This is a genomic window from Paenibacillus pinihumi DSM 23905 = JCM 16419 (assembly GCF_000422505.1).
In the GTDB taxonomy this organism is placed as follows: Bacteria; Bacillota; Bacilli; order Paenibacillales; family Paenibacillaceae; genus Paenibacillus_D; species Paenibacillus_D pinihumi.
Window position 1 is genome coordinate 237582 of record NZ_KE383864.1, and the last position, 23163, is coordinate 260744.

Genomic DNA, 23163 nt, shown 5'->3' on the forward strand with positions numbered 1-23163 from the left:
CACTTCGCCTGCCTATTGGCATACTGGAAACCTTACAGCTAATGCTTCAGCGGCGGCTTTTCATCCGTCCATTCAATGGCATCCAGCTGATTACGGAAATTATTTTTAAAAATATTGAGATACTGCTTTCTCAGCATATCCCGTTCTGCCTTCTCTTCTTCTGTTAGCCCTACGGATTTATTCTTCCTGGACAACTCATTGATACGGGCAATCAACTTCTCCACATTAAGACCTCCTGCAACGTTCCCCGCCAGGAAACGTACTTCATTCTATCTGCTTTAAAACTATCCACTCTCTACTTTGACATTTTCACTGTGCAGTGTCAAGCATAGAGAGACCAAATAAGCACGATTGCTGCTAAATGAAACGGCTTATGACTCTATGATTCTAATAACAAGCGGGAATCGATGATTAAATAGGGAAAATGTAGAAAATACAACAGACCTGCCAGATAAGGGCCACTGGATTATTGAGCAGGAATTTCAATTACATCTCCTGCATTCAGCGAGGAAGAGGAAAGCTGGTTAAACCGCTGCAGCTCATAAATGAATTGTCTCAGCTCCGTCTCTTCAGGCTTGTGACGCTTGGCTATGTCCCAGAGGGAATCTCCTGCTGTCACAATGACGAAATTGTTATCTGACACACCTGCTGCACGTTCTGCATCCTCTGCATGATTGGAAGCATTGGACTGGACGAGGAACAAGAAGGAAAACAAAAACGACATGAGCAGAACGGCGAGCATTCCTCGTACAAGAAGCTTGCCCGGCCGCCCAAACAGAACACGCTCAGCATAATCCATCACGGAATTTCTTGATAGCGGCTTCCGGCTATTCATACTGCTGGCAGCCGGACGCAGTTCATTCATTGATTGATAATAAAATTCTCCATTCATTATCAGCACCCCAAACATTTGTTCTTGCCCATAGAATAACTCGAACATTTGTTTGTGTCAATAGAAAAAGCGAACATCCATTCCCCGCCTTTCGTCCGACGAACTTATGTTTGTGCGAACTCCGGTTCTATGCTATAATTTGTCACAAGAATGGTTTGTCTGGAGGAATGCACTTTGTCTAAATTATCTACCCGTCAACAGACGATACTGGAATTTATCAAGAATGAGGTCCGTGAGAAGGGCTATCCTCCTTCCGTACGGGAGATAGGCGAAGCGGTAGGCCTGGCTTCCAGTTCCACTGTACATGGTCATCTGGACCGTCTGGAGAAGAAAGGTCTGATTCGCCGCGATCCTACCAAGCCTCGCGCTATCGAGATTTTGAATCAGGAGCAGGATGAAATTCCGTTCCCAATCAATGTTGCCAAAGTTCCAGTTGTCGGTCGTGTAACAGCAGGCGTTCCGATAACGGCAACAGAGAATATCGAGGAATACTTCCCCTTGCCGAGCCACTTTGTCGGAGATAACCAGGTATTTATGCTAAATGTCGTTGGCGATAGTATGATTGAAGCAGGCATTCATAATGGTGATTATGTAATCGTACGCCAGCAGCAGACAGCCAATAACGGCGACATCGTTGTAGCTATGACTGAGGATGACGAAGCTACAGTCAAAACTTTCTATAAGGAAAGGGATCATGTACGTCTTCAGCCGGAGAACTCCACGCTGCAGCCGATCCTTTTGAAGAAAGTAACGATCCTTGGGCGTGTAGTTGGTTTGTTCCGCGATATTCACTAATAAATTCGTTTTTTACAGTATTTGAACTGAATCCACATCCCAACCAGCCGCAGCAGACACTGCGGTTTTTTTATAGGGTTTAACATTATCGTCAAGTTTGATAGAATACTTATAAAACTGAGACTGGGATGGGGGTTCTAAAATGAACGGTCAAACACTGCAGCAAATACTGGATTCATTGAACCAGTTGAATACACAAATTATTAATCTTGATGCCAGACTAGTGAGTATGGACAACAGAATGAATACTTTCGACACTAAATTAGACAATATGAACCACAAGATTGGCAATATGGAGACGGACTTCCATACAGTCAAAACTCATAGATCAGAAACCCCTCTCATAAAGCAAGAAACCCCCGAAACATTAGAAACCGTAAATGAGAGTGAAGCCTTCCAGAGAAGGTTGCGAACGAAAGACAGCCCTTGAATTTAACACCCATGAACATGGCATAGATATTCTAAACCGCCGTCAACTCAAACTTGAAGCCGAAATTGAGGCCTTAAAACACATTTAAATTCATATTATGCATAAAAGCTGCCCCATTAAGCACATATTCAAGGGTCAGCTTTTATTATTTTTGATTTATCTGGAATCATTATGAGATAACCAGCTGCAAAAAGGCTCTATATGGGCATTTACAATAGATAGGTCCAATGTATCTACACTCCGTACCAATAAAAACCGATATTGATGAAAAGGAGGTGTACGATGGATATCGCAGCACTATCGACTTCAATGAGCCAGACTTCCCTGGCCCAAGCAGTAGGAATAAAAGTATTGAGCCTGGCCAAGGAACAAGCCGTACAACAAGGAAATGATTTTGTGAAAATGATGGAGCAAAGCGTGACCCCTAATTTGGGTAAAACGATTGATATTAGAGTTTAAGTGAAGCCACGAAAGCCCGGGGTTGGGATAAGCCGCGGGCGCTTTTTTTAGCTTGGCATGTTTTCATGCCCGTTCATGTACACGAACAACCACACTGCCAAATAACTGTTCTCCTATAAAGGCATCCAAACGCCATAGTCCTGGCGTTGGCAGTGACATAAGTGACGGAACCCGGACTATAGGCTCATTATCCCATATTTCCGATTGTGCGTAATAAGTGCCTGTTCTCTGCACTTTAGTCTTCATCAGCTCCAGTCTTTGACCTGTAGCTTTGCTGACAGCCGTTATTTTCAGCTCTTTGCCTTGCAAAGCCTGTGATTCCTGCGGATCACTTCCCCAAAAATGCCAGATATACTTTTGCTGTTTACCAGGATAGAAACGATTGACCTCTGTGTCATTATAAATAAACCCCACACGTCCCTCCTTACCGATCATCGTATAAGGTCCTGATACAAATAACGGGCTGACTTTCCAACTGTTTTCTTCAGCATAATACTGGTTATTTGATGCACAACCCGTCATGAAAACAGCGAGCAGAATAATAATCATCAAGCGATGCATCCTCTCACTCCTTATCCCGTAAATTTTTTTATCCCCGATCCATTACATGCCTCTATTTCTAAACCTAAGAACTACATAGTTCATTGTGGAATATAAGTTATTAAGCAAGAAACCTCAGAGTATAGTTTACGTATATAAATTAAAATTAAACGGGGGTGATGAAATGGGATTTACATGGGGAATACCAAGTTTGTTTTTACTTCTGTTCGTGTTCATTCCTTTTGTTCTCCATATCGCCATTTGTGTGTGGACATATCGTGATGCTTTACGCAATGGACGAAGCTCTGAATTTGCCTTCCTCGCGCTGCTGGCTGTCATGTTCTTCCCGGTATTCGGATTTATTGTTTATTTAATTATCAGAAACAGCAGACCATACAACGGCTATCGCTGAATAAAACGGCAACCTTCGCAATATCCTCTTTCATTCATGCCGATTCCATCCTGTCTGTTATGCAGGTAAAAAACCCGTAAGGCCGGTGCTTATTAAGCATCTCTCCTTACGGGTTTGTATGTTTATAGATTATTCGGTTGGATTTCCGATGACCAAAGCCAAAACCATCACAATCGCCAACCAAAAAGGAAGGCAGCGGCAAACGTCCGCCTTCCAAATAAACATAAGACATCTCAAAGCTCACACAGGTTGAACCGATATGGACTTTACTTATTAAGTAGAAAACGTTTACATTTTTACTAAAATGTTAATAGTGACTGGTTCTTCAGGTTGAGGAGTTATCGTATTGCTCTGGCATGATCCTAACTTCGAGTAGAGTAGTTTTTAATAGCCGGATAGGGTAATATTGCTTATAGAACCTATTGCTTCCTGGTAATAGTAAACCAATTTATATTTAAGCCGCCTGTAGTTGGAAAAGCTAAAGCAATTTGCTGTTCTGAAGATGAAAGTACGACATCATGCGAGACAGTGGTCCAGGTCTGCCATCCGCCCGTTGCCGGGACTGAAATAGTACCGAATATTGCTCCTCCACCAGCCCGTTCAAATTGAATTTGACTGCCATTTGGACTGGCTACCCTATAGCTGACTGTGTAAGTCCCCGGGGAAAGGGGGGTTGGAGTCGAATAAGCCATCCAGTCGCCAGGATCGATCCATCCGACATTTTGCCCTCCGCCAACGTCTGTTGTGTCTTGCTTCTGGACGCCGTAACTATCGGTATAATTCTCTGCCTCAATTTTTATACTGGGCGTTTTCTCTTCGATTTTAATCCAGTTCAGATTAAAACCTCCGGAGGGAAATGATAATTTTAACAGCTGCTCTCCGGCAGAAAGACTAATATCATGGGAAATCGTGGTCCAATTCTGCCAACCGCCTGTAGAAGGAACTTGGGCAGAACCAAATACCTGACCTGTAGTGCCGTGCTCTGCTTGAATGATTCCGCCGCCACTTGGACTTGCTACCCTGTAACTTACCTTATACGTATTGGAAGAAGAGACATTGATGCGATAAGTCAACCAGTCGCCCGGATCGATCCAACCTACATTTAACCCGCCGCCTGTATCTGAAGTGCTCTGGGTTTGTATTCCAGACATGCTGGCATAGTTTTCAGCTTGTATTGTGCCAGGTACACTAATGGAAGTGTTAGGCTGTTGACCGCCACCCATCCATAAAATGGCATTCGTAATAAGTTTGTTCTGAGTCTCATTAGAAAAAGTAAAGGATTTCGTTGTGTTCGTTGCATAGTCCATAAGATTATGTCCTATATTGAGATACATCATTTTATAATTTTTATTGGACCAAACTACAGGGTAGTAACCACTGTACCAAGATTGGTTGGGATCAGTTCCAAGAGGAAAACTCACAGGATCAATGGAATACAGGATATCAATATCGGGCTTGTTACGCAAATCAACTGACCAGCTGTACCATTCGTTTGCGGGGGTTGTGTATGTTGCCGGCAAATCATGGATAGCAGGATGGGTACTGTTTTCAAGACGCAAAACAGCTGGCGTTGGGAACCACGTGTTTGATTTAAAAGATCCTGACCCCAAAAACTCGTTATAGTACCAGTTCCATGACGATGGATTTGTGGTAAAAGCACTAACATGAAATCCCAGCCACCCTCCTCCATTTCTCATATATTGTTCAAATGCCGGTCTTTGGGCGGCAGGAGGTGCATCATCTAAAAAAATGACAACCTTGTACTGGGAAAGATAGGAAGCATTCAGTTTACTCCAATCGTTTGTCGATTCGTATGAAAAATTGTACTGACTGGCCAACTCGGGGAATCTCTGGTTCGCTTCGTTTACAAAGCTTATATGGGCGGCATCCCAAGTTCCATTATAAAAAGCGATGACTTTAAATTGTGGACTGGTATCTGCGGCCTGGATACGATAAGGGAAAGAAGAACATATGAATATGAAAATGATACAGATGGCAAAGACCCGGACTAGCAGCTTGCTTTTTGGGGTTAATATAGACATTTTTCCTTCCTCCAATTCATCTTTTGAAATTCACTTTGAAACTCTCATTCTAAGTAACCGCTTCCAAAATCTTGATCGTACACAAATACCTCCTTTCTTTTAATTCATATTAATTATATCAATAAAAAATAACAAATAAAAGATATTAAGAATAAATATAGATTTAATAGAAAATAATACAATTTTCAAACTCATTAAACCTGCCTGTCTATATAATTATTGCCTGAATTCTGAACGTGCCTGCGACAAAAGGGCGACCATTGTGGTCAGCAAGCGCCCTCCCTGCCAACAATGCCGTTTATCTTCGTTTGGCGATTTAGGCCTCACCCCACCCAGGTCGTGGGCAGCTTCCTGACCATATTAAAAAAGTCCTTGAATGGCATCATGCCAATCCAAGAACCTGTGAATTGTTAATGTAGTTCTTTTTGGGGGGGGCAAAGCGGGGGCAGACTAAAATTAAATCACTCTAATCTTAAAATGCCCCCGCTACAGCCTCCCCCAAATTCCTTATGGATACTCTTAGTACAGAGTCAAGTACTGATCTCTCTCCCATTGGTGAACCTGGGTGCGGTACATATCCCATTCGATTTCCTTCAGCTCATAGAAATGGGCCAAAGCATGATCACCCAGTGCATCACAAACCACTTCGTCACGAAGCAAATCCTCCAGCGCTTCCTTCAGATCAGCCGGCAGGCTAGGAATGCCCTCGTCAGAACGCTCCTCGTCAGTCATGACATAAATATTGCGGTCAGTCGGAGCTGGCAGGCTAAGCTTCTCCTTAATGCCGCTCAGACCAGCTTTCAGCATGACCGCCAGAGCCAGATAAGGGTTGGCTGCCGGGTCAGGATTGCGCACCTCAACCCGGGTGCTCAGTCCGCGGGAAGCCGGGATACGGATCATTGGGCTGCGGTTGCTGGCAGACCAGGCAACATAGCATGGAGCTTCGTAACCAGGTACAAGACGCTTATACGAATTGACGGTCGGGTTGGTAATCGCCGCGCATGCTCTGGCATGCTTCAGCAGACCGGCCATATAATATCGTGCAGTCTGGCTCAAACCGAGCTTGTCACTCTCATCATAAAATGCGTTCTTCTCCCCTTCAAACAACGACTGGTGACAGTGCATACCCGAACCGTTAACACCAAACAGCGGCTTCGGCATGAAGCTGGCATGCAGACCATGCTGACGGGCTACCGTTTTCACGACCAGCTTGAATGTTTGAATCTGGTCTGCTGCTTTGATAGCATCTGCATATTTAAAGTCAATCTCATGCTGGCCAGGCGCTACCTCGTGGTGGGAAGCTTCGATTTCGAAGCCCATCTCTTCAAGCGTAAGCACAATCTCGCGGCGGCAGTTCTCGCCAAGATCTGTCGGAGCAAGGTCGAAATATCCGCCCTGGTCATTCAGTTCTGTTGTCGGATTGCCTTTCTCGTCAGTTTTGAACAGGAAGAACTCCGGCTCCGGTCCAACGTTCATAGCCGTATAACCCATTTCTTCCGCTTCCTTCAGACAACGCTTCAGGATGCCGCGCGGATCACCTGCGAACGGTGTACCGTCAGGCATATAAATATCGCAAATCAGACGTGCTACACGGTTTTCTGTTACCCATGGGAATACGACCCAAGTGTCCAGGTCCGGGTACAGATACATATCGGATTCCTCGATACGTACATAACCCTCAATAGAGGAGCCGTCAAACATCATTTTATTGTCAAGCGCCTTCTCCAATTGGCTAACCGGGATTTCTACATTTTTAATGGTGCCCAGCAAATCTGTAAATTGCAAACGAATAAAACGAACATTCTGCTCTTCGGCAATGCGGGTAATATCTTCTCTTGTAAAGCTCACAGAATCCTCTCCTTCAACCTGATCTGGTTTTATGATTTGGCTTCTTATGCCGGTATTTTCTCTCTCTTCGATTTATAGCTTTATTATGAGCCCGATGCTGTCCGTCCCCTGTTAAGGTCTGGTGCTGTAAAAACGGGATAGCTGCCCTTGGATCAGTGAAGCTTTTCCCGGTCTCTTCTCAAGCAGCTGCTGCTTCAGCAAGCGGTGAAGCTGTGTATCCGACAACTCCCGACGTTTGGTTTCAGTTATGTCTGTAATGACGGTGGCTTCCTCTGATTCCTTGGAAACAGGATTCATGACCTGCTTAATGCCGGCGATATTAACGCCCTTCTCAATCAATGACTTGATTTCCAGCAGGCGTTCAACATCATTAAATGAAAACAAACGCTGATTACCATTCGTACGAGCGGGTACAATCAACTCATGCTGCTCATAATACCGGATTTGTCTCGCAGTTAAATCCGTCAGCTTCATAACGATTCCGATAGGAAATAATGCCATATTCCTGCGTATTTCGTCAGCCATGTACATCTACCTTCCAATCCTTGTGATATGTTTTCATTGTAACTCCCTACCAAAAACATGTCAAGTCATGTTAGGTTTAATCACAATAATTCCGCGTTTTTCCATATCCAAAACTGCGGTCAAAACGCCGAATTTCACATGGCTATAAGTAAGCCCGCCCTGCATATAAGCGATAAACGGCTCGCGAACCGGCGCATCAGCTGACAGTTCCAGACTGCCCCCTTGAATAAATGTGCCTGCAGCCATAATAACCGGATAATCGTATCCAGGCATGTCCCAGGGCTCGGGGACAACATGCGCATCTACAGCTGCGGCGCGCTGAATGCCTTGAACAAATGCAATCAGAGCATCCTCCCGGCCAAACCGGATAGCCTGAATCAAATCAGAACGATGGGCATCCCAAGAAGGATTTGTATCAAAGCCCAGCAATTCCAACAGCGCAGCTGCAAATACTGCACCACGAAGTGCTTGTCCCACCAGATGCGGAGCAAGGAACAAACCCTGGTAAGTGGCACGCAGCGTGCCCAGCATCGCTCCAACTTCACTCCCGATGCCTGGTGCTGTGAGACGGTAGGAGGCCTTCTCCACCAAATCCGCACGTCCGCAAATATAGCCGCCAGTACTTGCAAGGCCGCCACCAGGATTTTTGATCAGCGAACCTGCCATCAAATCCACGCCAACCTGGGTCGGTTCCAGTTCCTCCGTAAATTCGCCATAGCAGTTATCTACGAACACGACACAGTCCGGCTTCAGCTCTTTAATTCTTTTAACCATTTCACCGATATCTGCAACAGATAGCGAACCACGCCATTCATATCCGCGTGAGCGCTGAATGCCGATTACTTTGGTTTTGCTGCTGATCGCCCGCTCTACTTGTGCCCAGTCTATGCGGCCATCCTCCAGCAACGCTACCTCTGAATAGGCAATTCCCCAATCTTTTAACGACCCGTTGCCGTCTCCTTCTTTGCCAATCACCTTATGCAACGTATCATAAGGTCTCCCGGTTATGTACAACAGCTCATCTCCGGGTCTGAGCACGCCAAACAACGCACAGCTGATCGTATGCGTTCCAGAGGCAAAATGGGGTCTTACAAGCGCTGCTTCAGCTCCAAACACCTCAGCGTATACTTCGTCCAGCACTTCACGGCCACGGTCATTATAGCCATAGCCGGTCGAACCGGAAAAATGAAAATCGCTTACCTTAAACTTTTGAAAGGCTCTGATTACTTTCCAATGATTGCGTTCTGCGATCCGGTCAAGCTCCCGAAGTTTGGGCGCGGCGTGCTCCTCAGCACGCTCTGCCCATTGCTCCAGCAGCTCCCATCCTGAAAGTTCCTGATTATTCACGATGTATCCTTGATTCTCCCCTACGTTTCCATATATTCGCGCAGCTTGTGGCCGTGCACTTCAAAATCCTGCTTGTTTAATTCAACAGTCAGCAGCATTTTGTCATCTTCAATCCGCTGATCAGTCACCTCACCGCTGCGGTAAGCAAGAGCAATTAAATCCCCCCGGTCCACCGGCAGAGCAAAGATTCTCGTGTCACCAGCCAGCCGGAGCTGAATCATCTCACAGAGCTGATCCAAATCCTCACGTGAAAAAGCGCTGATCCAAATGGAATCGGCACCAGCAGCCATAAATTCTTCTCTTCCACTCACACAGTCCTTCTTGTTAAATACAGTAATTTGCGGCTTATCCGCCGCTCCCAAATCACCAAGTATCTTCTGCACGACTTTCATTTGTTCATTGCGCATCTCTGAGGAACTGTCTACGACGTGAAGTACAAGATCCGCCTCGCAAACCTCCTCCAGTGTAGCACGAAAAGCTGCAACCAGGTCATGTGGCAAGTTTTGGATAAAGCCAACTGTATCCGTCAGTACCACTTCCTTGCCGCTCGGCAGTTCAAGTGTGCGGGACGTGGGATCAAGGGTAGCAAAAAGCTGATTTTCTACATAGACATCCGCAGCCGTCAGCTCCCGCAACAGCGTCGACTTACCGGCATTCGTATAGCCTACCAGGGCAACCTGGGTAATGCCTGATTTGCGGCGGCGCTCACGATGAAGCTTTCGATGACGCACAACCTCCTGCAACAAGGCCTTCAGGTCGGAAATACGGTCACGAATATGTCTTCGGTCAGTCTCCAGCTTCGTCTCCCCCGGCCCCCTGGTGCCGATACCGCCCCCAAGCCGGGATAAATTTTTCCCGTGCCCGGACAAACGCGGCAGCAAGTAGCTGAGCTGGGCAAGCTCAACCTGAATAATACCTTCCCTTGTCTTGGCGCGCTGGGCGAAAATGTCCAGAATAAGCTGGGTTCTGTCGATGATCTTCAGATCCAGCGTCTCCTCCAGATTGCGAACCTGGGCGCCCGACAGCTCCTGGTCAAAAATTACGGTTGTCGCCCCAAGCTCGGCAGCTGCAGCCCGCAATTCCTCAACCTTGCCTTTACCGATGAACCATTTCGTATCCGGTGTCTCCAGATTTTGCGTCATCATCGTCAGCACTTCAACGCCTGCCGTCTCCGCCAGATTGACCAGTTCCTGAAAAGAATGCTCTGTATTGATGCCGCTTCGCTTGATGGCATGGGTAACAAGACTGACCAGTACAGCACGGTCGTGAAGCTCATAATCGGTATCATGGGTCGTTTGACGCATTAATGTTCGTGTCTCCTTAGGTAGCTTTATTTTCCCATTTCAAATCCTCGGGCCGCAGTGCCATAAGCTCCTGTTTGCCCGGAGAACCGGATGTGTACTGCCCAAGCAGACGCACAGCCTGAAACCGGATGGACCGCTCAATTACATTGCGCACATATCGCGCATTACTGAAGGCATACAGGCTTATGCCACGCTCCTGCATCAAATGCTCGCGAAGCTTGAACACTGTCTGCGGCATCAGATTATAATCCCTTTCCTTGGCCATCAGTTCAGCAATCTGAATCAGTTGATCCACTGAATAATCCGGGAATTCAATCTGAATCGGAAAGCGCGAGGGCAGCCCGGGATTTGTCAGCAAAAAATTCTCAATTTCCAGCGGATAGCCCGCCAAAATTAAAACAAACTGATTTTTATAATCTTCCATGGATTTGACAAGTGTATCAATGGCTTCCTTGCCAAAATCCTTCTCCCCGCCCCGTGCAAGGCTGTAAGCTTCATCCACAAACAAAACGCCGCCGAGCGCTTTCTTGACCAGATCACGGGTCTTCTGCGCCGTATGGCCAATATATTCGCCGACAAGATCCGCTCGCTCGACTTCGATCAAGTGCCCCTTGGAGAGTACACCCATTTTCTGAAACAGCTTGGCGACAATTCGGGCAATCGTCGTCTTGCCCGTACCGGGGTTGCCCTGGAAAATCATATGGTAAACATGCGAGCCTCCAGTCAATCCGGCCTCCGCACGCAGCTTGGTTACTTGCAGCAGCGCATAAATCTCATACACAAGCGTCTTCACATTGTCCAGCCCGACCATATGATCGAGCTCCTTTTGAATATCCTGAAAGGAATCATTGGGAGCGGGAGCCTTGGCAGCCGCCTGGGCAGGCTCAGCCTCCTCCGCCGTTTGAAGCACGGCTGCTGCTTGAGAATGGCTGCGCAGCACTACATTTATCTGTCTGGACGGTCTGGTACCGTTCTTCTGTACGCTGCTGCTCGCTGTATTCAAATTCATCTGAGCATCCCCATCCTTTGCAACGTCGGCATCCGGTGCGCTTAATGGAGCTGCGTACCTACTATAGTTTCTCGCCGCATTACCAATGTATTCAGGCTTTGCCTGTCCTATTAGTACTATTGCAAAAGACAACGGACAATCCCCGCCGTTGACACGAGTATTCCCCGCTGCCTATAGGGGAGCAGGAAATCCAAGCGTGAGCAGAAGCTTGTCCAGCTTCCACTTTGTTATGGCAAGCAGCTCACGCATGTGATTGTAAGTTTTGGAGAGTACCGCAGACGGCGTTCCCGTAACAGCGGGCGGGCTAATTCCAACAAATGCGGCAATGTCCTTGGCCCTTGCCGCATGATATGTATGCGTTACAACAGTCGCGCTTTGCAAATGATGCTCTTCCATGACACGCTTGCTGAACAGCAAATTTTCATAGGTTGTCCGCGATTCCGGTTCCAGAAGGATTGCTGAATCCGGAATGCTTCTGTCCAGCAAATAATTGCGCATACCTTCGGCTTCTGAAAGTGTTGCCCCGTTATAGTCAAGGCCTCCGGATACAATAATCGTCTTGAACTTTCCCTCTTCGTATAAACGGACTGCTGCCTCAAGACGCTCCCGAAGCGCGGGGCTCGGCCTGTCATTCCATAAAGCTGCGCCCAACACAATACCGGCATCTGTCGCCTTCTCCGGTGCTGCGTCCTTGAACGAACCTATTATATAGGCCACCCAGCCGCACCAGACAGCCACTGCCGCAATCAAAATCATGAAAGCGCGCAGCAGCAGCCTTACAGGGCGGCCGCGGCGCTTGCTTCTTTGCGAAGCGGAAATACGAATAGACTCCCGCATCATGATCCCTGATAGCCTCCCATACGGTCTGCCAGCGTTTTGCGATGCTTCAGACTGAGCGTAAAATACCGGAACCGTCCGTTGCGTATGGCCGAAAGCAGCTTGCCGGCCGTCTTGCGTGCCATATTCGCATCCTTGTGCGAAATATCTCCGCTCCGGACCGCATCTTCAAGCTCATCCTCATCCATGAGAAACACTTCGCCGCTTGGCAGCACTACGACATCCAGATACATATCATCGAACCAGGGAACCTGCTGATCAGTCAGGCCTTGATTTTTGCATACATCAATATACCATTGGACAACACGGCCTTTGTCGTCAAACATGGTCGTTACCACAAACTGCTCACCCTTTGGAAAATGCTGCATCCACAAGTATCCCCGGTCAGCCAGACATAATCTGCGGCCATTATATTCCTTCCATAATGGCTCTCTCAGATCGTGGATGCGGTAAAAGGTAACCAGCCCTTTGAATTCATCGCCGTCCATAGACAAGCAAGAGTAACTTTTCCGGAGAATACGACGCCAATTCGCCCGGTCAGAAAATTTTCTTTTCATACGGAACGTACCCCTCCGTTAGGATACGACAGCCCGCGTTTGCGAAGCCATCGACAGTCAATTGAAACGTTAATGTCATCTCAGACAGAAAGCTTGTGTTTCGTGAAAGATGCGGCCTTTTTCCGGCTATACTTATCATTCCACGATTACAAGCAATATAACAGCTGTATCCGTCTGATAGCACCAGTGTTTCGTGTAGAAAGATAAGAATACCCGCTGTGTCCTATTTTTATGCTTTCTTACCTTAAAAAAAGCTTACCACAACTTAACGTCCATCTCCAGCCGAACACCAAAATAAACCAAGCCGGCAGTTACCAAACGGACAAAAAGCTGTTTCCGTCAATTGACGGAAACAGCTTTTAATTGTTTCCTTATTCTTGTGGCGCCATATCTGCCGAATCCGGGTTTTCGTGATTATTGCCCAGATCCGTTTTATTGCCCCGACCCGGTCGGTTATTCCCCTTGCCGTTGTTGCCATGTCCATTATTTCCTTCACTGTTGCTGTTATTACTGTTATCCAGCCACCCGGGAATCTCCTCGCCATTCGGATTTTCCCCTTCAGTGTTGCCAGGCGGAGTTTCCTGTCCTTCCTCCGGATTTCCGTTGCCGGGCTGGCCGTTTTCGCCTTCCGGTGGTACTTGGCCATTGTCTCCGTTGCCAGGCTGCCCATCTCCTGGAAGGTTAGGATCGACAGGGTTCAGATCATCAGGAATTTGGATTTCATCGATCGGAATATCTACCTTAACTTTTGCAGAGCTTCCACTCTCCAGCTTCGTATTGGCATCATAGGCCGTCACATAGTACTCGTAGGACTTGCCCTGCTCAATACTGATATCCTCGGCGGCAATCGCATCCACCTGATCCATGATTCGCTTGAAATCCGGTTCGGACGCTTCTTTCCGGTAAATCCGGTAAGAAATATTGCTGCCCTCAACTGCTGTCCAGGACAACTGTACATCACCGCGATCCTGAATATATACCGCATTAAAGCCGTTTACTCCTGTAGGCGGCTTCATCTCCTTCACGCCGGCCGGCTTCTTGAAGTCACTCTTCGGCAGATCCTTCATCGCCGGATTCATGACCTTGGTGAAGAAATCGACGGCCTGGCCGCTGCTCTTCTTGAGCAGATGATCCTTGTCCGTTTTGTCATACCCCATCCATACAGCCGCTGTCCATTCCGGCGTATAACCGACAAACCAGACGTCGCGGTTGGCACTGGTTCTTAGCCCCGGAATCCCGTGTTGGGTTGTTCCTGTTTTGCCCGCTACCGGACGTCCGCTTATCTTCGCTTTGACGCCTGTACCGCCCTGCTGGGTAACACCCTGCAAAATCTGTGTCATATACCAGGCGGCTTCAGGTGACATAAGCTGCTTGGTTTTTGGTGCTTTGTATTCATATTCCGTTACACCATTTTTATCCTTAATGAGTGTAATGGTATGCAGATCAACAGATTTCCCGCCATTGGCAAATACACTATAGGCCTGTGTCATCTCCATTGGGGTTGCTCCATGTGTCAAGCCTCCCAATGCAATCGCCAGGTTGCGATCTTCCGGACTAAGATTGAAGCCGAGATTTTTGGCGAAATCCAATCCGGCGCCGACGCCAACCTGATTAAGCAGCCATACTGCAGGCAGGTTCCGTGATTCCTTAATGGCCTGGCTCATGCTTACTGGTCCGATATATTTGTTCCGGTTGGAGTCGCTTGGACAATATCCATTAAAGCATTCCTTGTCATCCCGCAATGTAGACCAAGGGAACCATTTCCCCGATTGCAGCGCCGGACCATAGGATGTTATGGGCTTGAAGGAAGATCCCGGCTGACGCGGCACAATTACCCGGTTCCAGCCATTCTTCGCATAGTCACGGCCGCCAACCATCGCCTCGACTTCACCATTGCGGTGATCCGCAATGATCATCGCTCCCTGGACCTTCTGGTCGTCGGCACTCTTTTCGAAGTTATCATCATTTTTGAATTCATCTTCCATAATAGTCTGCGCTTTGACATTCAAAGTTGTATGAATCTCAAAACCGCCAAGACGCAACTCTTCTTCCGTCTTATCCGTCACTCTCATAGCCTCGTCAATCGCATAATCGACAAAAGCCATAAAGACGGTATTGTTCGGACGCTTGGCTTTATCCGGGTCATAATCCACAGCTTTGGCTTCATCCATCTGTGCTTTTGTGATCAACCCTTGCTCATACATGAGTTGAAGCACAACACCGCGACGCTCCTTGGACTTCTCCGGATTGCTTAGGGGATTGAACGTGCTTGGGGCCTTTGGAATACCGGCCAGCGTTGCAATTTCCCATACTTCCAGATCCTTCAGGTCTTCCTTCCCAAAATACAGTTCAGCCGCGGCCTTGATTCCGTGCGCCCGCTGCCCGAAGAAGATCCGGTTGAGATACATCTCCAAAATTTGGTCTTTAGTAAAGTTTCTATCAAGCGCAAGGGCAATTGAAGCCTCGGTTGCCTTGCGCAAAATGGTTTTGTCATGACTCAAAAACATATTTTTTGCAAGCTGCTGTGTTATCGTACTTCCGCCCTCTACTGCGCTGCGGGCAATGATATCCTTCACAACGGCACGGCCGATCGATACGAAGTCGAGACCGGAATGATCATAGAAGCGTCTGTCCTCAACCGCCACGAAAGCATCTGACAACAGCTTCGGAATTTGTGAAAATTCCACATTCTCCCGGTTCTCATCCGTAAACAACTTTAGAATCTGATTGCCGTCACGGTCATAGACAACGGAAGACTCCGCGAAATTGAACTGATCCTTATTTTCATTCAAAATCTTTTCGCCGTTTAACGTTATGACGAAATAACCGATGATTCCGCACAGGACTGCAAGAGCGCCGGTGAAAAACATTAAGACCAGCACATTGCGCAGTGTAAATTTGCGTTTCCCTTTTTTCTTCGTCGTTTTTTTCTTCGGTGCCGTACGCCCTGATGATTGACGTTCTGCCATGAGCCGACTCCCTTCTCCTTGCCGCCACAGTGGCGACTATCTCTACTGCTGACTGATAAGGTAAAAGTCTCCTCCGATTTGAAGGCGGAATGAAAAGAACAACCTCTCGGCCCCAGGAAAAACCGGCATGAAGCCGGTATAATCGACTGGCGCAAAAACGGTTGCTCTGCAGTCCGTTATTCTTTTAAACGCGTTACCCTATGAAAAAGTTTCAAAATTTAGCTGGCTGGAACTTCTACTCGCTGCTGCTGGAATCCTGCATCAACGAAACGTTGCGCTGCGGGGTAAAGGTAGAGATGGCATGCTTGTATACCATCTGCTGACGGCCTTCACTGTCGATAACGATCGTAAAATTGTCGAATGCTTTGATAACGCCGCGGATCTGGAAGCCGTTCGTCAAATAAACGGTTACCGGAACACTATCTTTACGCAGCTGGTTGAGAAATGTATCTTGAATGTTGATCGATTTGTTCATTGGCCGTTACCTCCATTATGGTAAGATTGATTAAATTTATATTCGAGCTAGTCTCTAAACTTTCCTGCTATTATACCATGAATAATTTGCAGGGAATCATTAAAATTTTGTAACCTGTCGAGCTCAGCCCAGTTAAGATCCTGCATGTGCCGGAACCAGGAAAGCTGCCGCTTGGCAAAATGCCGCGTATCTCTTTTTAACAGGTAAACCGCCTGTTCAAGTGAGCACTCTCCGCGCAAATACGGGACAATTTCCTTATACCCCAGCCCCTGCATTGCAATCGCTTTATCCGAAACACCAGCCTCCAAAAGCCGCTCAACCTCTGCTACAAGCCCCTGCTCCATCATCAGGTCAATACGCTGCTCAACACGTTCATACAGTCTGCTGCGCTCCATATTCATCCCGATAATACACAGGTCGTAAGGCGAGGTCTTCTTCTGGCCGCGGAGCTGTTCAGACATTGGAGCTCCCGTCAACCTGAATACCTCCAGCGCCCGAATCACCCGTCTATTATCATTAGGATGCAGCCGTCCGGCCGTCTCCGGGTCAACCCGCCGAAGCTGCTCATGCAGCACTTCATTTCCCTGCTCTGCTGCCAGCTGCTGCAGCTCATCACGGTAGGCATCATCCGAGCCCACATCAGAGAACTGGAAGTCATAGCAGACCGATTCTACATAAAGGCCGGTTCCGCCTACAATAAAGGGGAGCTTGCCGCGTGCTGTAATTTCCGGGATCAGGCTGCGGCACCGTGTCTGAAATTCCGCTGCGGAAAAGGGCTCGTCCGGATCGCAGATATCAATTAAATGGTGCACAATCCCTGCCCGCTCATCAAACGGAAGCTTGGCGGTTCCAATATCCATTCCTTTGTATACCTGCATGGAGTCGCCAGAAATAATCTCAGCATTCCATGCCTTGGCAATTTCCAGACTGAAAGCCGTCTTGCCGACCGCTGTCGGTCCGACGAGCACCAGCAGCCTTGGTTTATCTGCTTGCTGCCCCCTGGTCAAATCCTGATCACTCCATAAGCAATTTTTGATGTCGTTACAGACCGCTTTTCAAAACCAAGACGGTCAAATTCCCCGCTGTCCCTGTGCTCCTTGAGCACAACAGCTTTGCGCGCCACTCTTACGGCCTCGGCAATCGAGGCGGGCGACAACGGATTATGATTCGCCAGCTGCCGAAGCGGCTGAAGCGAGCTGGAGGCGTGAATCGGCTGTCTGAACATCGGGTCAAAATAGACGATATCATAGCTGTTGTCCGCAAGCGAACCAAGCATCGTCTCATGATTCTGACAAACGACTTCAATTTGCCGCATTGCCTCATTAGCATCAGTCATCCCGGTATCATACCTTAGCAAGCCCTCCCTGACAAGTGCCGCTAGTACCGGTTCACTTTCCAGCGCCGTCACTTTGCCCTTTGGCCCTACTGCATAGGAAAATACGAACGAATCGGAGGCAAGCCCCGCTGTGCAGTCCAGCACATAATCGCCTTCCATGCAATCCGAAACCTCCAGCATCAGATCGGAATCCCCGTTGCGAAGCCGTTTTACCCGGACAAAAGCCATACTCGGATGAAAAAACATCGGCGGCTCCAGCCCGTCGTAATAACGCACGTCTTGGCTGGTAACAACCAGAATTTGCTCATCTTTGTGCCGCAGCCCCAGCCGCTTGAGGGAATGGCTGCCACGCTCTGCATAACGGGCGTTCAACTCGTCCGCCAGCCGCTGCGCATCATTTATTATGGCTGTATCGGGGGATGCAGAGGTCGTTATAATCATTACATCACCCGCTTAAACATTTTTTCCAATTGATAGGTCGAAAGATGTACCACAATCGGTCTTCCATGCGGACAGGTGTAGGGCTGCCTGCAAGCCGCAAGCCGCTGTATCAGCGTCTCTCCTTCCTCCCGTGTCAACCGTTGGTTTGCTTTAATTGAAGCTTTGCAGGAGCAGAGGATCGCGGCTTTCTCACGCAGTTTGCCAATATCCACCGCTCTCTTCTCGCTCAAAATCCATTCTGCAATTTCCCCGATCACTTCCAGTTCCTCGCCCTTGGGCATCCACTGCGGATGAGAACGGACAAGGAATGCATTCTGGCCGAATGCCTCCACTTCTACACCGGCCTGTTCGAACAAATCGATTCGCTCCCGGAGCAGCTCGGACTCCACAGAGGTAAACTCCATGGTGTGCGGCACCAGCAATTGCTGGCTGGCCTCCTGCGGCCGGCCGAATTTCTCATAATAATACTCATAATGAATCCGCTCATGGGCTGCATGCTGATCGATCATATACATCCCTGACTCGTTCTGTCCGATCAGATAAGTACCGTGAAGCTGGCCTACCCAAGACAACTCAGGGAATGCTGCCGCATTGGCATTGCCATCCGTTCTACTGCTCTCTTCCTCGCGCTTCCAGCCGTTCTGTACCGGTGCAGCAGCCTGCCCTGATGTACGCTCCGACGGGCCTGTGGAAGCTTCGCGTCCAGATTCCCGGGCATTCTGCCCTATGTTCACCCGCCCGTTTGATTCGTTAGCCTGTACACCTGAGACAGCGGAACTATTGCTGCCCGTTTGGGAATATCCGGAGGACTGTGCGTATGTCGCTTGTTGGCCGGACCGGGAAGCAGCATCAAGCTCTCCCGTCTCCCGCAGGGAATCCCCTGCTGCGAGCCGTTCCGAAGGCTTGTACAGCTTCTGGGCAGCATCAGGCGGTATCACTGGAGCCTGATCTGCAGCCCCTTGTGAAAAATTTCCTCTTGCTGAAGAAGTCCCGCCCAGGCTTCTCTGCAGATCCCCCCACTGATCTTTCGGCTCCGGCCGGTGAAAGGAAATCTGCTCCTGTATAAAAACAGGCTTGGAGCGCTCGCTGCTGACTGCCGCTTCCGGGATATGCACCTGTTCTCCAAGCGCCTTGCGGATGGACTGCTGGACAAATTCCTTCAGTTCCGCTTCCTTGCTGAAGCGCACTTCCATTTTGGACGGATGGACATTCACATCGACAAGCGAGGGGTGCATGCCGATTTCAATAACGGCCATCGGATACCGGTTAATCGGCAGCAGCGTGTGATAGGCCTGTAAAATCGCCTGATTCAGCGCAAAGCTGCGGATATACCTGCCGTTGACTATGGTTGTCATCCCGTTGCGGTTGGCTCTCGTCTGCTCCGGCTTCGATACGTAGCCCCGCAAGTCATAATCCGGGTGCTCGCCTTCTACCGGCAGCATGGCCCGGGCCAGCGTCGTGCCATAGACCGCTGCGATGACCTGCTGCCGCTCTCCGTTGCCGAGCGTTCTGAGCAGGCTCGTGCCATTGTGCTTAAGCGTAAAGGCAATGCCCGGGTGAGCCATCGACAGCCGGTAAATATAATCGGAGATATGCCCAAGCTCCGTCTGGATGGACTTCATATACTTCAGTCTGGCAGGCGTATTGTAGAACAGGTCTCTTACAGTCATTTCCGTTCCCTGGCGGGCGGCTTCCGCTTCACGGCTTATCACCTTGCCGCCCTCCATGACCAGGCGGGTACCGAGACCGCTGTCATCTACTGCTGTCACGCATTCCACACGGGCGACCGCCGCTATACTAGGCAGCGCCTCGCCGCGGAAGCCGAGGCTGGCAATGCGGAAAAGATCCTTGCTGCTGATCAGCTTGCTTGTCGCATGGCGCAAGAAGGCCGTCTCCAGATCCTCCTCCTCGATACCGGAGCCGTTATCCCTTACCTGTATGAACGTCAATCCTCCCTCCTCTATCGTCACATCAATAACTGAACTGCCCGCATCGATTGCGTTTTCCACAAGTTCTTTGACGACCGAGGAGGGCCGTTCAACGACCTCTCCTGCGGCAATCTGGTTCGCGAGCTGCTCGTCCAGCACATGTATTTTAGCCATATTACGATGCGCCTCCTTTGCTGGCGGGACTTAATCGGCAACCTTTTGCTTCATTTCGCTAATCCACTGCATCGCCTGCAGCGGAGTCATATTGAACAAGTCCAGCTTTTTCAGCTCCTCAGCGAGCTTGTCGGACTTGGACGGTTTTTTGGACTTCTCTTGATTTATTTCTGCCGCAGGCGCAAACAAGGAAAGCTGAACGACATCACTTGCTGCGGCCGCTTCGGCTGTATAGAGCGGCGCCAGCAGATCAGCCCCTGTTTCTTTTACCCCGGTATGGTCTTTACCCTCATGTCCTGCGGCTGAAGCTTTCGAAGTGGATACAAGCGGAGCCTGCACCAGAGTTGAAGACGGAACTTGTGCGCGGGCACCTTGATTCTGGACAGCCGCTGTTCCCTGACCGCTGCCCGCTTCCAGTCCGGTCTTGATCTTCTGCTCGCTTTCACTGCTGTGCAGCAGAAGATAAGCACGGTCAATGATGCTGCCCGGCAAGCCTGCAAGCTGGGCACAGTAAATGCCGTAACTGGTGCTGGCAGCCCCTGGCACGAGTTTGCGCAAAAAGGTTACGCGGTCTCCGCTTTCCTGCACAGCCATACAGGCGTTGGAAAGCCCAGGAAGCGATTCCTCCAGATGAGCCAGCTCATGGAAGTGGGTCGACACCAGCGCCTTGCAGCCAATGCTGTGATGGACAAATTCAATCACCGCCTGTGCGATAGCCATCCCTTCTCCCGTCGAGGTGCCGCGTCCCAGCTCATCAATAATGACCAGGCTTTGCGCGGTCGCCTGCTCGGTCATGACTTGAATGTCCTTCATTTCGACCATAAAGGTACTCTGTCCGCCGATCAGGTCATCCGCTGCCCCGATACGGGTAAAGATTCTGTCAATGAGCGGCATCGCTGCAGCATCTGCCGGAACGAAGCAGCCGATCTGGGCCATGATGCAGATTAGAGCAACCTGGCGCATGTACGTGCTCTTGCCCGCCATGTTCGGTCCCGTAATGAGCAGCATGGACTGCTGCTGCTTCAGCGAAGTGCTGTTGGCAATAAACGGCGTACCGCCGCCCATTACCGCCTCTACAACCGGATGGCGGCCGCCTTCAATTTCCAGATCGTAGCTGTCGCTAATACGCGGACGGACAAAGCGCTGCTCGGCGCTGACCGTTGCCAGTGACTGGTACACATCGATGGCCGCAATAATTTCCGCCAGCTTTTGCAGGCGATGCAGATGCGAGGACAGATGGCCGCGCAGCTCGGTGAACCGCTCATATTCCAGATCGACCATCTTCTCTTCCGCTTCGAGGATAAGCCGTTCCTTCTCCTTAAGCTCCGGCGTCACAAACCGCTCCGCATTGGCAAGTGTCTGCTTGCGCTCATAACGGCCTTCCGGAAGCTGGGACAGGTTCGCCTTCGTGACCTCCAGATAATAACCAAATACCTTGTTGTAGCCGATCTTCAGCGTACGGATGCCGGTGGCCTCCCGCTCCTGCTTCTCCAGCTCCGCAAGCCACTTTTTCCCGCCTGTGCTTGCTTCGCGCAGCCGGTCCAGATATTCATCATAGCCCGCACGGATGAGCCCGCCCTCGCGGAGCGATACAGGCGGGTCTTCCACCAGCACTGTATCTACCATGTCCGCCAGATCAGAGCAATCGTCAAGTCCTGATACAAGCTGGGCCAGCGTGCCTGACGAGGATGCGGCGCAGCGCTGCGCAAGGGACGGCACATGCTGAAGCGACTGCTTGAGCGCATTCAAATCGCGGGCGTTGGCGCTGCCGAACGCTACCCGTCCTACAAGACGCTCCAGGTCATAAATTTCCTTCAGCTCCGTACGCAGGTCATCGCGCAGCATCAAATCATTATACAGCCTGTCCACTGCTTCCAGACGCGCCTCGATAGTGCCGGCACTGAGCAGCGGCTTGTCAATCCAGCGGCGCAGTAGCCTGGCGCCCATCGCCGTCTCCGTACGGTCCAGCAGCCAGAGCAGCGAACCCTTTTTGCGCCGCTCATGGACGGTCTCCGTCAGCTCCAGATTGCGCCGGGTGAACGGATCAAGCACCATATACTGATTCGGCTCATAAGCGCGGATCACCCTGACATGCCCGAGAGAGCGCTTCTGTGTCTCGTCCAGATAACCGGTCAGGACGCTGACCGCCTTCACCCTCACTTCCGCAAGAGCAGCAAGCTGCTCCCTGCCAAACTGCCGTCCCAGCCCTTCGGGAGCCATCGGCTCACGCGCAGTCAGCAGCAGCGGGCGGTTCCAGCTCTGGAACTGCTCCTTGACCGCCTCCAGCAGCCCGGCATCCCCGACCATCTCCGCCGGATGATAGACATTCACCTCATCGCTGAGCATTTGGAGCGAAGCGGGGAATGAAGTAACGTACAGCTCGCCCGTAGACAGATCACACACAGCAAGCGCATAGGCGCTGCCGGCTTGCGCAACCCCGGCAATAAAGTTGTTCGCTTTGCCCTCCAGCGATTTCGTCTCCATCACCGTACCCGGAGTGACAACACGGACAATCTCCCTGCGCACGACCCCCTTGGCTGCAGACGGGTCCTCAACCTGCTCGCAAATTGCCACCTTGTAGCCCTTTTCGATGAGCCGGGATATGTATCCTTCCGCCGAATGATACGGGACACCGCACATCGGAATTTTCTCTGCTGCTCCGCCGTCTCGGCCGGTTAATGTAATTTCCAGCACTCGTGAAGCGAGTACCGCATCGTCAAAAAACAATTCATAAAAATCGCCAAGCCGGAAAAATAAAAAGGCGTCCTTCGCCTGTTCCTTGATGGCGAGATATTGTTGAATCATCGGCGTATAGCCTGCCATATTATCACCCTGCCATATAG

General features: G+C 49.7%; 21 protein-coding genes. 4 read left to right on the forward strand and 17 right to left on the reverse strand.

Annotation, left to right across the window (positions count from 1 at the left end):
- Positions 1-38: 38 nt before the first annotated feature.
- Both H583_RS0115060 and H583_RS33105 read right to left on the reverse strand, forming a co-directional pair.
- Positions 39-224, reverse strand: a complete 186-nt coding sequence (locus H583_RS0115060) for a DUF896 domain-containing protein (protein WP_028561169.1) — start codon at positions 222-224, stop codon at positions 39-41.
- A 242-nt stretch (positions 225-466) separates the two neighbouring features.
- The gene (locus H583_RS33105) at positions 467-892 is read right to left on the reverse strand and encodes a LysM peptidoglycan-binding domain-containing protein (RefSeq protein WP_161631202.1); all 426 of its coding nucleotides are present in this window, start codon (positions 890-892) and stop codon (positions 467-469) included.
- A gap of 174 nt (positions 893-1066) precedes the next feature.
- Here H583_RS33105 and lexA point away from each other — a divergent pair, with 174 nt between their 5' ends.
- The 3 genes from lexA to H583_RS36140 all read left to right on the forward strand — a co-directional run bounded on the left by lexA (position 1067) and on the right by H583_RS36140 (position 2576).
- A complete protein-coding gene (gene lexA / locus H583_RS0115070) occupies positions 1067-1687 on the forward strand; it encodes a transcriptional repressor LexA (protein WP_028561170.1) in 621 nt (206 codons plus the stop codon).
- Positions 1688-1829: 142 nt separating this feature from the next.
- Positions 1830-2117, forward strand: coding sequence for a hypothetical protein (locus tag H583_RS0115075; RefSeq protein ID WP_028561171.1), 288 nt, complete (start codon positions 1830-1832; stop codon positions 2115-2117).
- A gap of 282 nt (positions 2118-2399) precedes the next feature.
- Complete coding sequence (locus H583_RS36140; protein WP_081667257.1) at positions 2400-2576, forward strand: YjfB family protein; 177 nt, start codon at positions 2400-2402, stop codon at positions 2574-2576.
- Positions 2577-2639: 63 nt separating this feature from the next.
- Here the strand turns inward: H583_RS36140 and H583_RS0115085 are convergent, their stop codons facing one another.
- Positions 2640-3125 carry a hypothetical protein gene (locus H583_RS0115085; protein WP_154665900.1) on the reverse strand — a complete coding sequence of 162 codons (486 nt, stop codon included), beginning with the start codon at positions 3123-3125 and terminating at the stop codon, positions 2640-2642.
- A 175-nt stretch (positions 3126-3300) separates the two neighbouring features.
- On the opposite strand from H583_RS0115085, the gene H583_RS0115090 reads away from it, so the two are divergent.
- Complete coding sequence (locus H583_RS0115090) at positions 3301-3528, forward strand: PLDc N-terminal domain-containing protein (RefSeq protein ID WP_028561173.1); 228 nt, start codon at positions 3301-3303, stop codon at positions 3526-3528.
- 419 nt (positions 3529-3947) lie between these two features.
- Here H583_RS0115090 and H583_RS36145 read toward each other — a convergent pair whose 3' ends face one another.
- The 14 genes from H583_RS36145 to mutS form a co-directional block, all read right to left on the reverse strand.
- Positions 3948-5570, reverse strand: a complete 1623-nt coding sequence (locus tag H583_RS36145; protein WP_081667259.1) for a carbohydrate-binding protein — start codon at positions 5568-5570, stop codon at positions 3948-3950.
- A gap of 519 nt (positions 5571-6089) precedes the next feature.
- Complete coding sequence (glnA, locus tag H583_RS0115100) at positions 6090-7418, reverse strand: type I glutamate--ammonia ligase (protein ID WP_028561174.1); 1329 nt, start codon at positions 7416-7418, stop codon at positions 6090-6092.
- A gap of 111 nt (positions 7419-7529) precedes the next feature.
- The gene (locus H583_RS0115105; RefSeq protein ID WP_028561175.1) at positions 7530-7943 is read right to left on the reverse strand and encodes a MerR family transcriptional regulator; all 414 of its coding nucleotides are present in this window, start codon (positions 7941-7943) and stop codon (positions 7530-7532) included.
- 60 nt (positions 7944-8003) lie between these two features.
- A complete protein-coding gene (locus tag H583_RS0115110; RefSeq protein ID WP_028561176.1) occupies positions 8004-9290 on the reverse strand; it encodes a methionine gamma-lyase family protein in 1287 nt (428 codons plus the stop codon).
- 20 nt (positions 9291-9310) lie between these two features.
- On the reverse strand, positions 9311-10594 hold the full coding sequence (gene hflX / locus H583_RS0115115) for a GTPase HflX (RefSeq protein ID WP_028561177.1): 1284 nt from the start codon (positions 10592-10594) through the stop codon (positions 9311-9313).
- Between the two features lie 16 nt (positions 10595-10610).
- On the reverse strand, positions 10611-11603 hold the full coding sequence (locus H583_RS0115120) for an AAA family ATPase (protein WP_028561178.1): 993 nt from the start codon (positions 11601-11603) through the stop codon (positions 10611-10613).
- A gap of 171 nt (positions 11604-11774) precedes the next feature.
- Positions 11775-12443: a YdcF family protein gene (locus H583_RS0115125; protein ID WP_051236507.1), complete on the reverse strand. Its 669-nt coding sequence runs from the start codon at positions 12441-12443 to the stop codon at positions 11775-11777.
- Positions 12440-12997, reverse strand: a complete 558-nt coding sequence (locus tag H583_RS0115130) for a ribonuclease FAU-1 family protein (RefSeq protein WP_028561180.1) — start codon at positions 12995-12997, stop codon at positions 12440-12442. The genes H583_RS0115125 and H583_RS0115130 overlap by 4 nt, the downstream gene beginning before the upstream one ends.
- 371 nt (positions 12998-13368) lie before the next feature.
- A complete protein-coding gene (locus H583_RS33115; protein ID WP_051236510.1) occupies positions 13369-15966 on the reverse strand; it encodes a transglycosylase domain-containing protein in 2598 nt (865 codons plus the stop codon).
- 235 nt (positions 15967-16201) lie between these two features.
- Complete coding sequence (hfq, locus tag H583_RS0115140) at positions 16202-16441, reverse strand: RNA chaperone Hfq (protein ID WP_028561181.1); 240 nt, start codon at positions 16439-16441, stop codon at positions 16202-16204.
- A 47-nt stretch (positions 16442-16488) separates the two neighbouring features.
- Positions 16489-17448 (reverse strand): tRNA (adenosine(37)-N6)-dimethylallyltransferase MiaA, encoded by a 960-nt coding sequence (gene miaA / locus H583_RS0115145; protein ID WP_028561182.1) that lies wholly within the window; start codon positions 17446-17448, stop codon positions 16489-16491.
- Positions 17445-18218 carry a class I SAM-dependent methyltransferase gene (locus tag H583_RS0115150; RefSeq protein ID WP_028561183.1) on the reverse strand — a complete coding sequence of 258 codons (774 nt, stop codon included), beginning with the start codon at positions 18216-18218 and terminating at the stop codon, positions 17445-17447. The genes miaA and H583_RS0115150 overlap by 4 nt, the downstream gene beginning before the upstream one ends.
- Positions 18218-20320, reverse strand: a complete 2103-nt coding sequence (gene mutL / locus H583_RS0115155) for a DNA mismatch repair endonuclease MutL (protein ID WP_028561184.1) — start codon at positions 20318-20320, stop codon at positions 18218-18220. Before mutL ends, H583_RS0115150 begins: the two co-directional genes overlap by 1 nt.
- Before the next feature lie 30 nt (positions 20321-20350).
- Positions 20351-23143 carry a DNA mismatch repair protein MutS gene (gene mutS / locus H583_RS0115160; protein ID WP_028561185.1) on the reverse strand — a complete coding sequence of 931 codons (2793 nt, stop codon included), beginning with the start codon at positions 23141-23143 and terminating at the stop codon, positions 20351-20353.
- Between the last annotated feature and the right edge of the window lie 20 nt (positions 23144-23163).

What these genes read in the sequence shown, in the direction of transcription:
- mutS (WP_028561185.1), bottom strand. Translation starts at nt 23,143, where the DNA reads ATGGCAGGCTATACGCCGATGATTCAACAATATCTCGCCATCAAGGAA.
- H583_RS0115130 (WP_028561180.1), bottom strand. Translation starts at nt 12,997, where the DNA reads ATGAAAAGAAAATTTTCTGACCGGGCGAATTGGCGTCGTATTCTCCGG.
- H583_RS33115 (WP_051236510.1), bottom strand. Translation starts at nt 15,966, where the DNA reads ATGGCAGAACGTCAATCATCAGGGCGTACGGCACCGAAGAAAAAAACG.
- H583_RS0115105 (WP_028561175.1), bottom strand. Translation starts at nt 7,943, where the DNA reads ATGGCTGACGAAATACGCAGGAATATGGCATTATTTCCTATCGGAATC.
- H583_RS0115120 (WP_028561178.1), bottom strand. Translation starts at nt 11,603, where the DNA reads ATGAATTTGAATACAGCGAGCAGCAGCGTACAGAAGAACGGTACCAGA.
- H583_RS36145 (WP_081667259.1), bottom strand. Translation starts at nt 5,570, where the DNA reads ATGTCTATATTAACCCCAAAAAGCAAGCTGCTAGTCCGGGTCTTTGCC.
- H583_RS0115075 (WP_028561171.1), top strand. Translation starts at nt 1,830, where the DNA reads ATGAACGGTCAAACACTGCAGCAAATACTGGATTCATTGAACCAGTTG.
- H583_RS0115125 (WP_051236507.1), bottom strand. Translation starts at nt 12,443, where the DNA reads ATGATGCGGGAGTCTATTCGTATTTCCGCTTCGCAAAGAAGCAAGCGC.
- H583_RS0115085 (WP_154665900.1), bottom strand. Translation starts at nt 3,125, where the DNA reads ATGATTATTATTCTGCTCGCTGTTTTCATGACGGGTTGTGCATCAAAT.
- H583_RS33105 (WP_161631202.1), bottom strand. Translation starts at nt 892, where the DNA reads ATGAATGGAGAATTTTATTATCAATCAATGAATGAACTGCGTCCGGCT.
- H583_RS0115150 (WP_028561183.1), bottom strand. Translation starts at nt 18,218, where the DNA reads ATGATTATAACGACCTCTGCATCCCCCGATACAGCCATAATAAATGAT.
- H583_RS0115090 (WP_028561173.1), top strand. Translation starts at nt 3,301, where the DNA reads ATGGGATTTACATGGGGAATACCAAGTTTGTTTTTACTTCTGTTCGTG.
- hflX (WP_028561177.1), bottom strand. Translation starts at nt 10,594, where the DNA reads ATGCGTCAAACGACCCATGATACCGATTATGAGCTTCACGACCGTGCT.
- H583_RS36140 (WP_081667257.1), top strand. Translation starts at nt 2,400, where the DNA reads ATGGATATCGCAGCACTATCGACTTCAATGAGCCAGACTTCCCTGGCC.
- mutL (WP_028561184.1), bottom strand. Translation starts at nt 20,320, where the DNA reads ATGGCTAAAATACATGTGCTGGACGAGCAGCTCGCGAACCAGATTGCC.
- hfq (WP_028561181.1), bottom strand. Translation starts at nt 16,441, where the DNA reads ATGAACAAATCGATCAACATTCAAGATACATTTCTCAACCAGCTGCGT.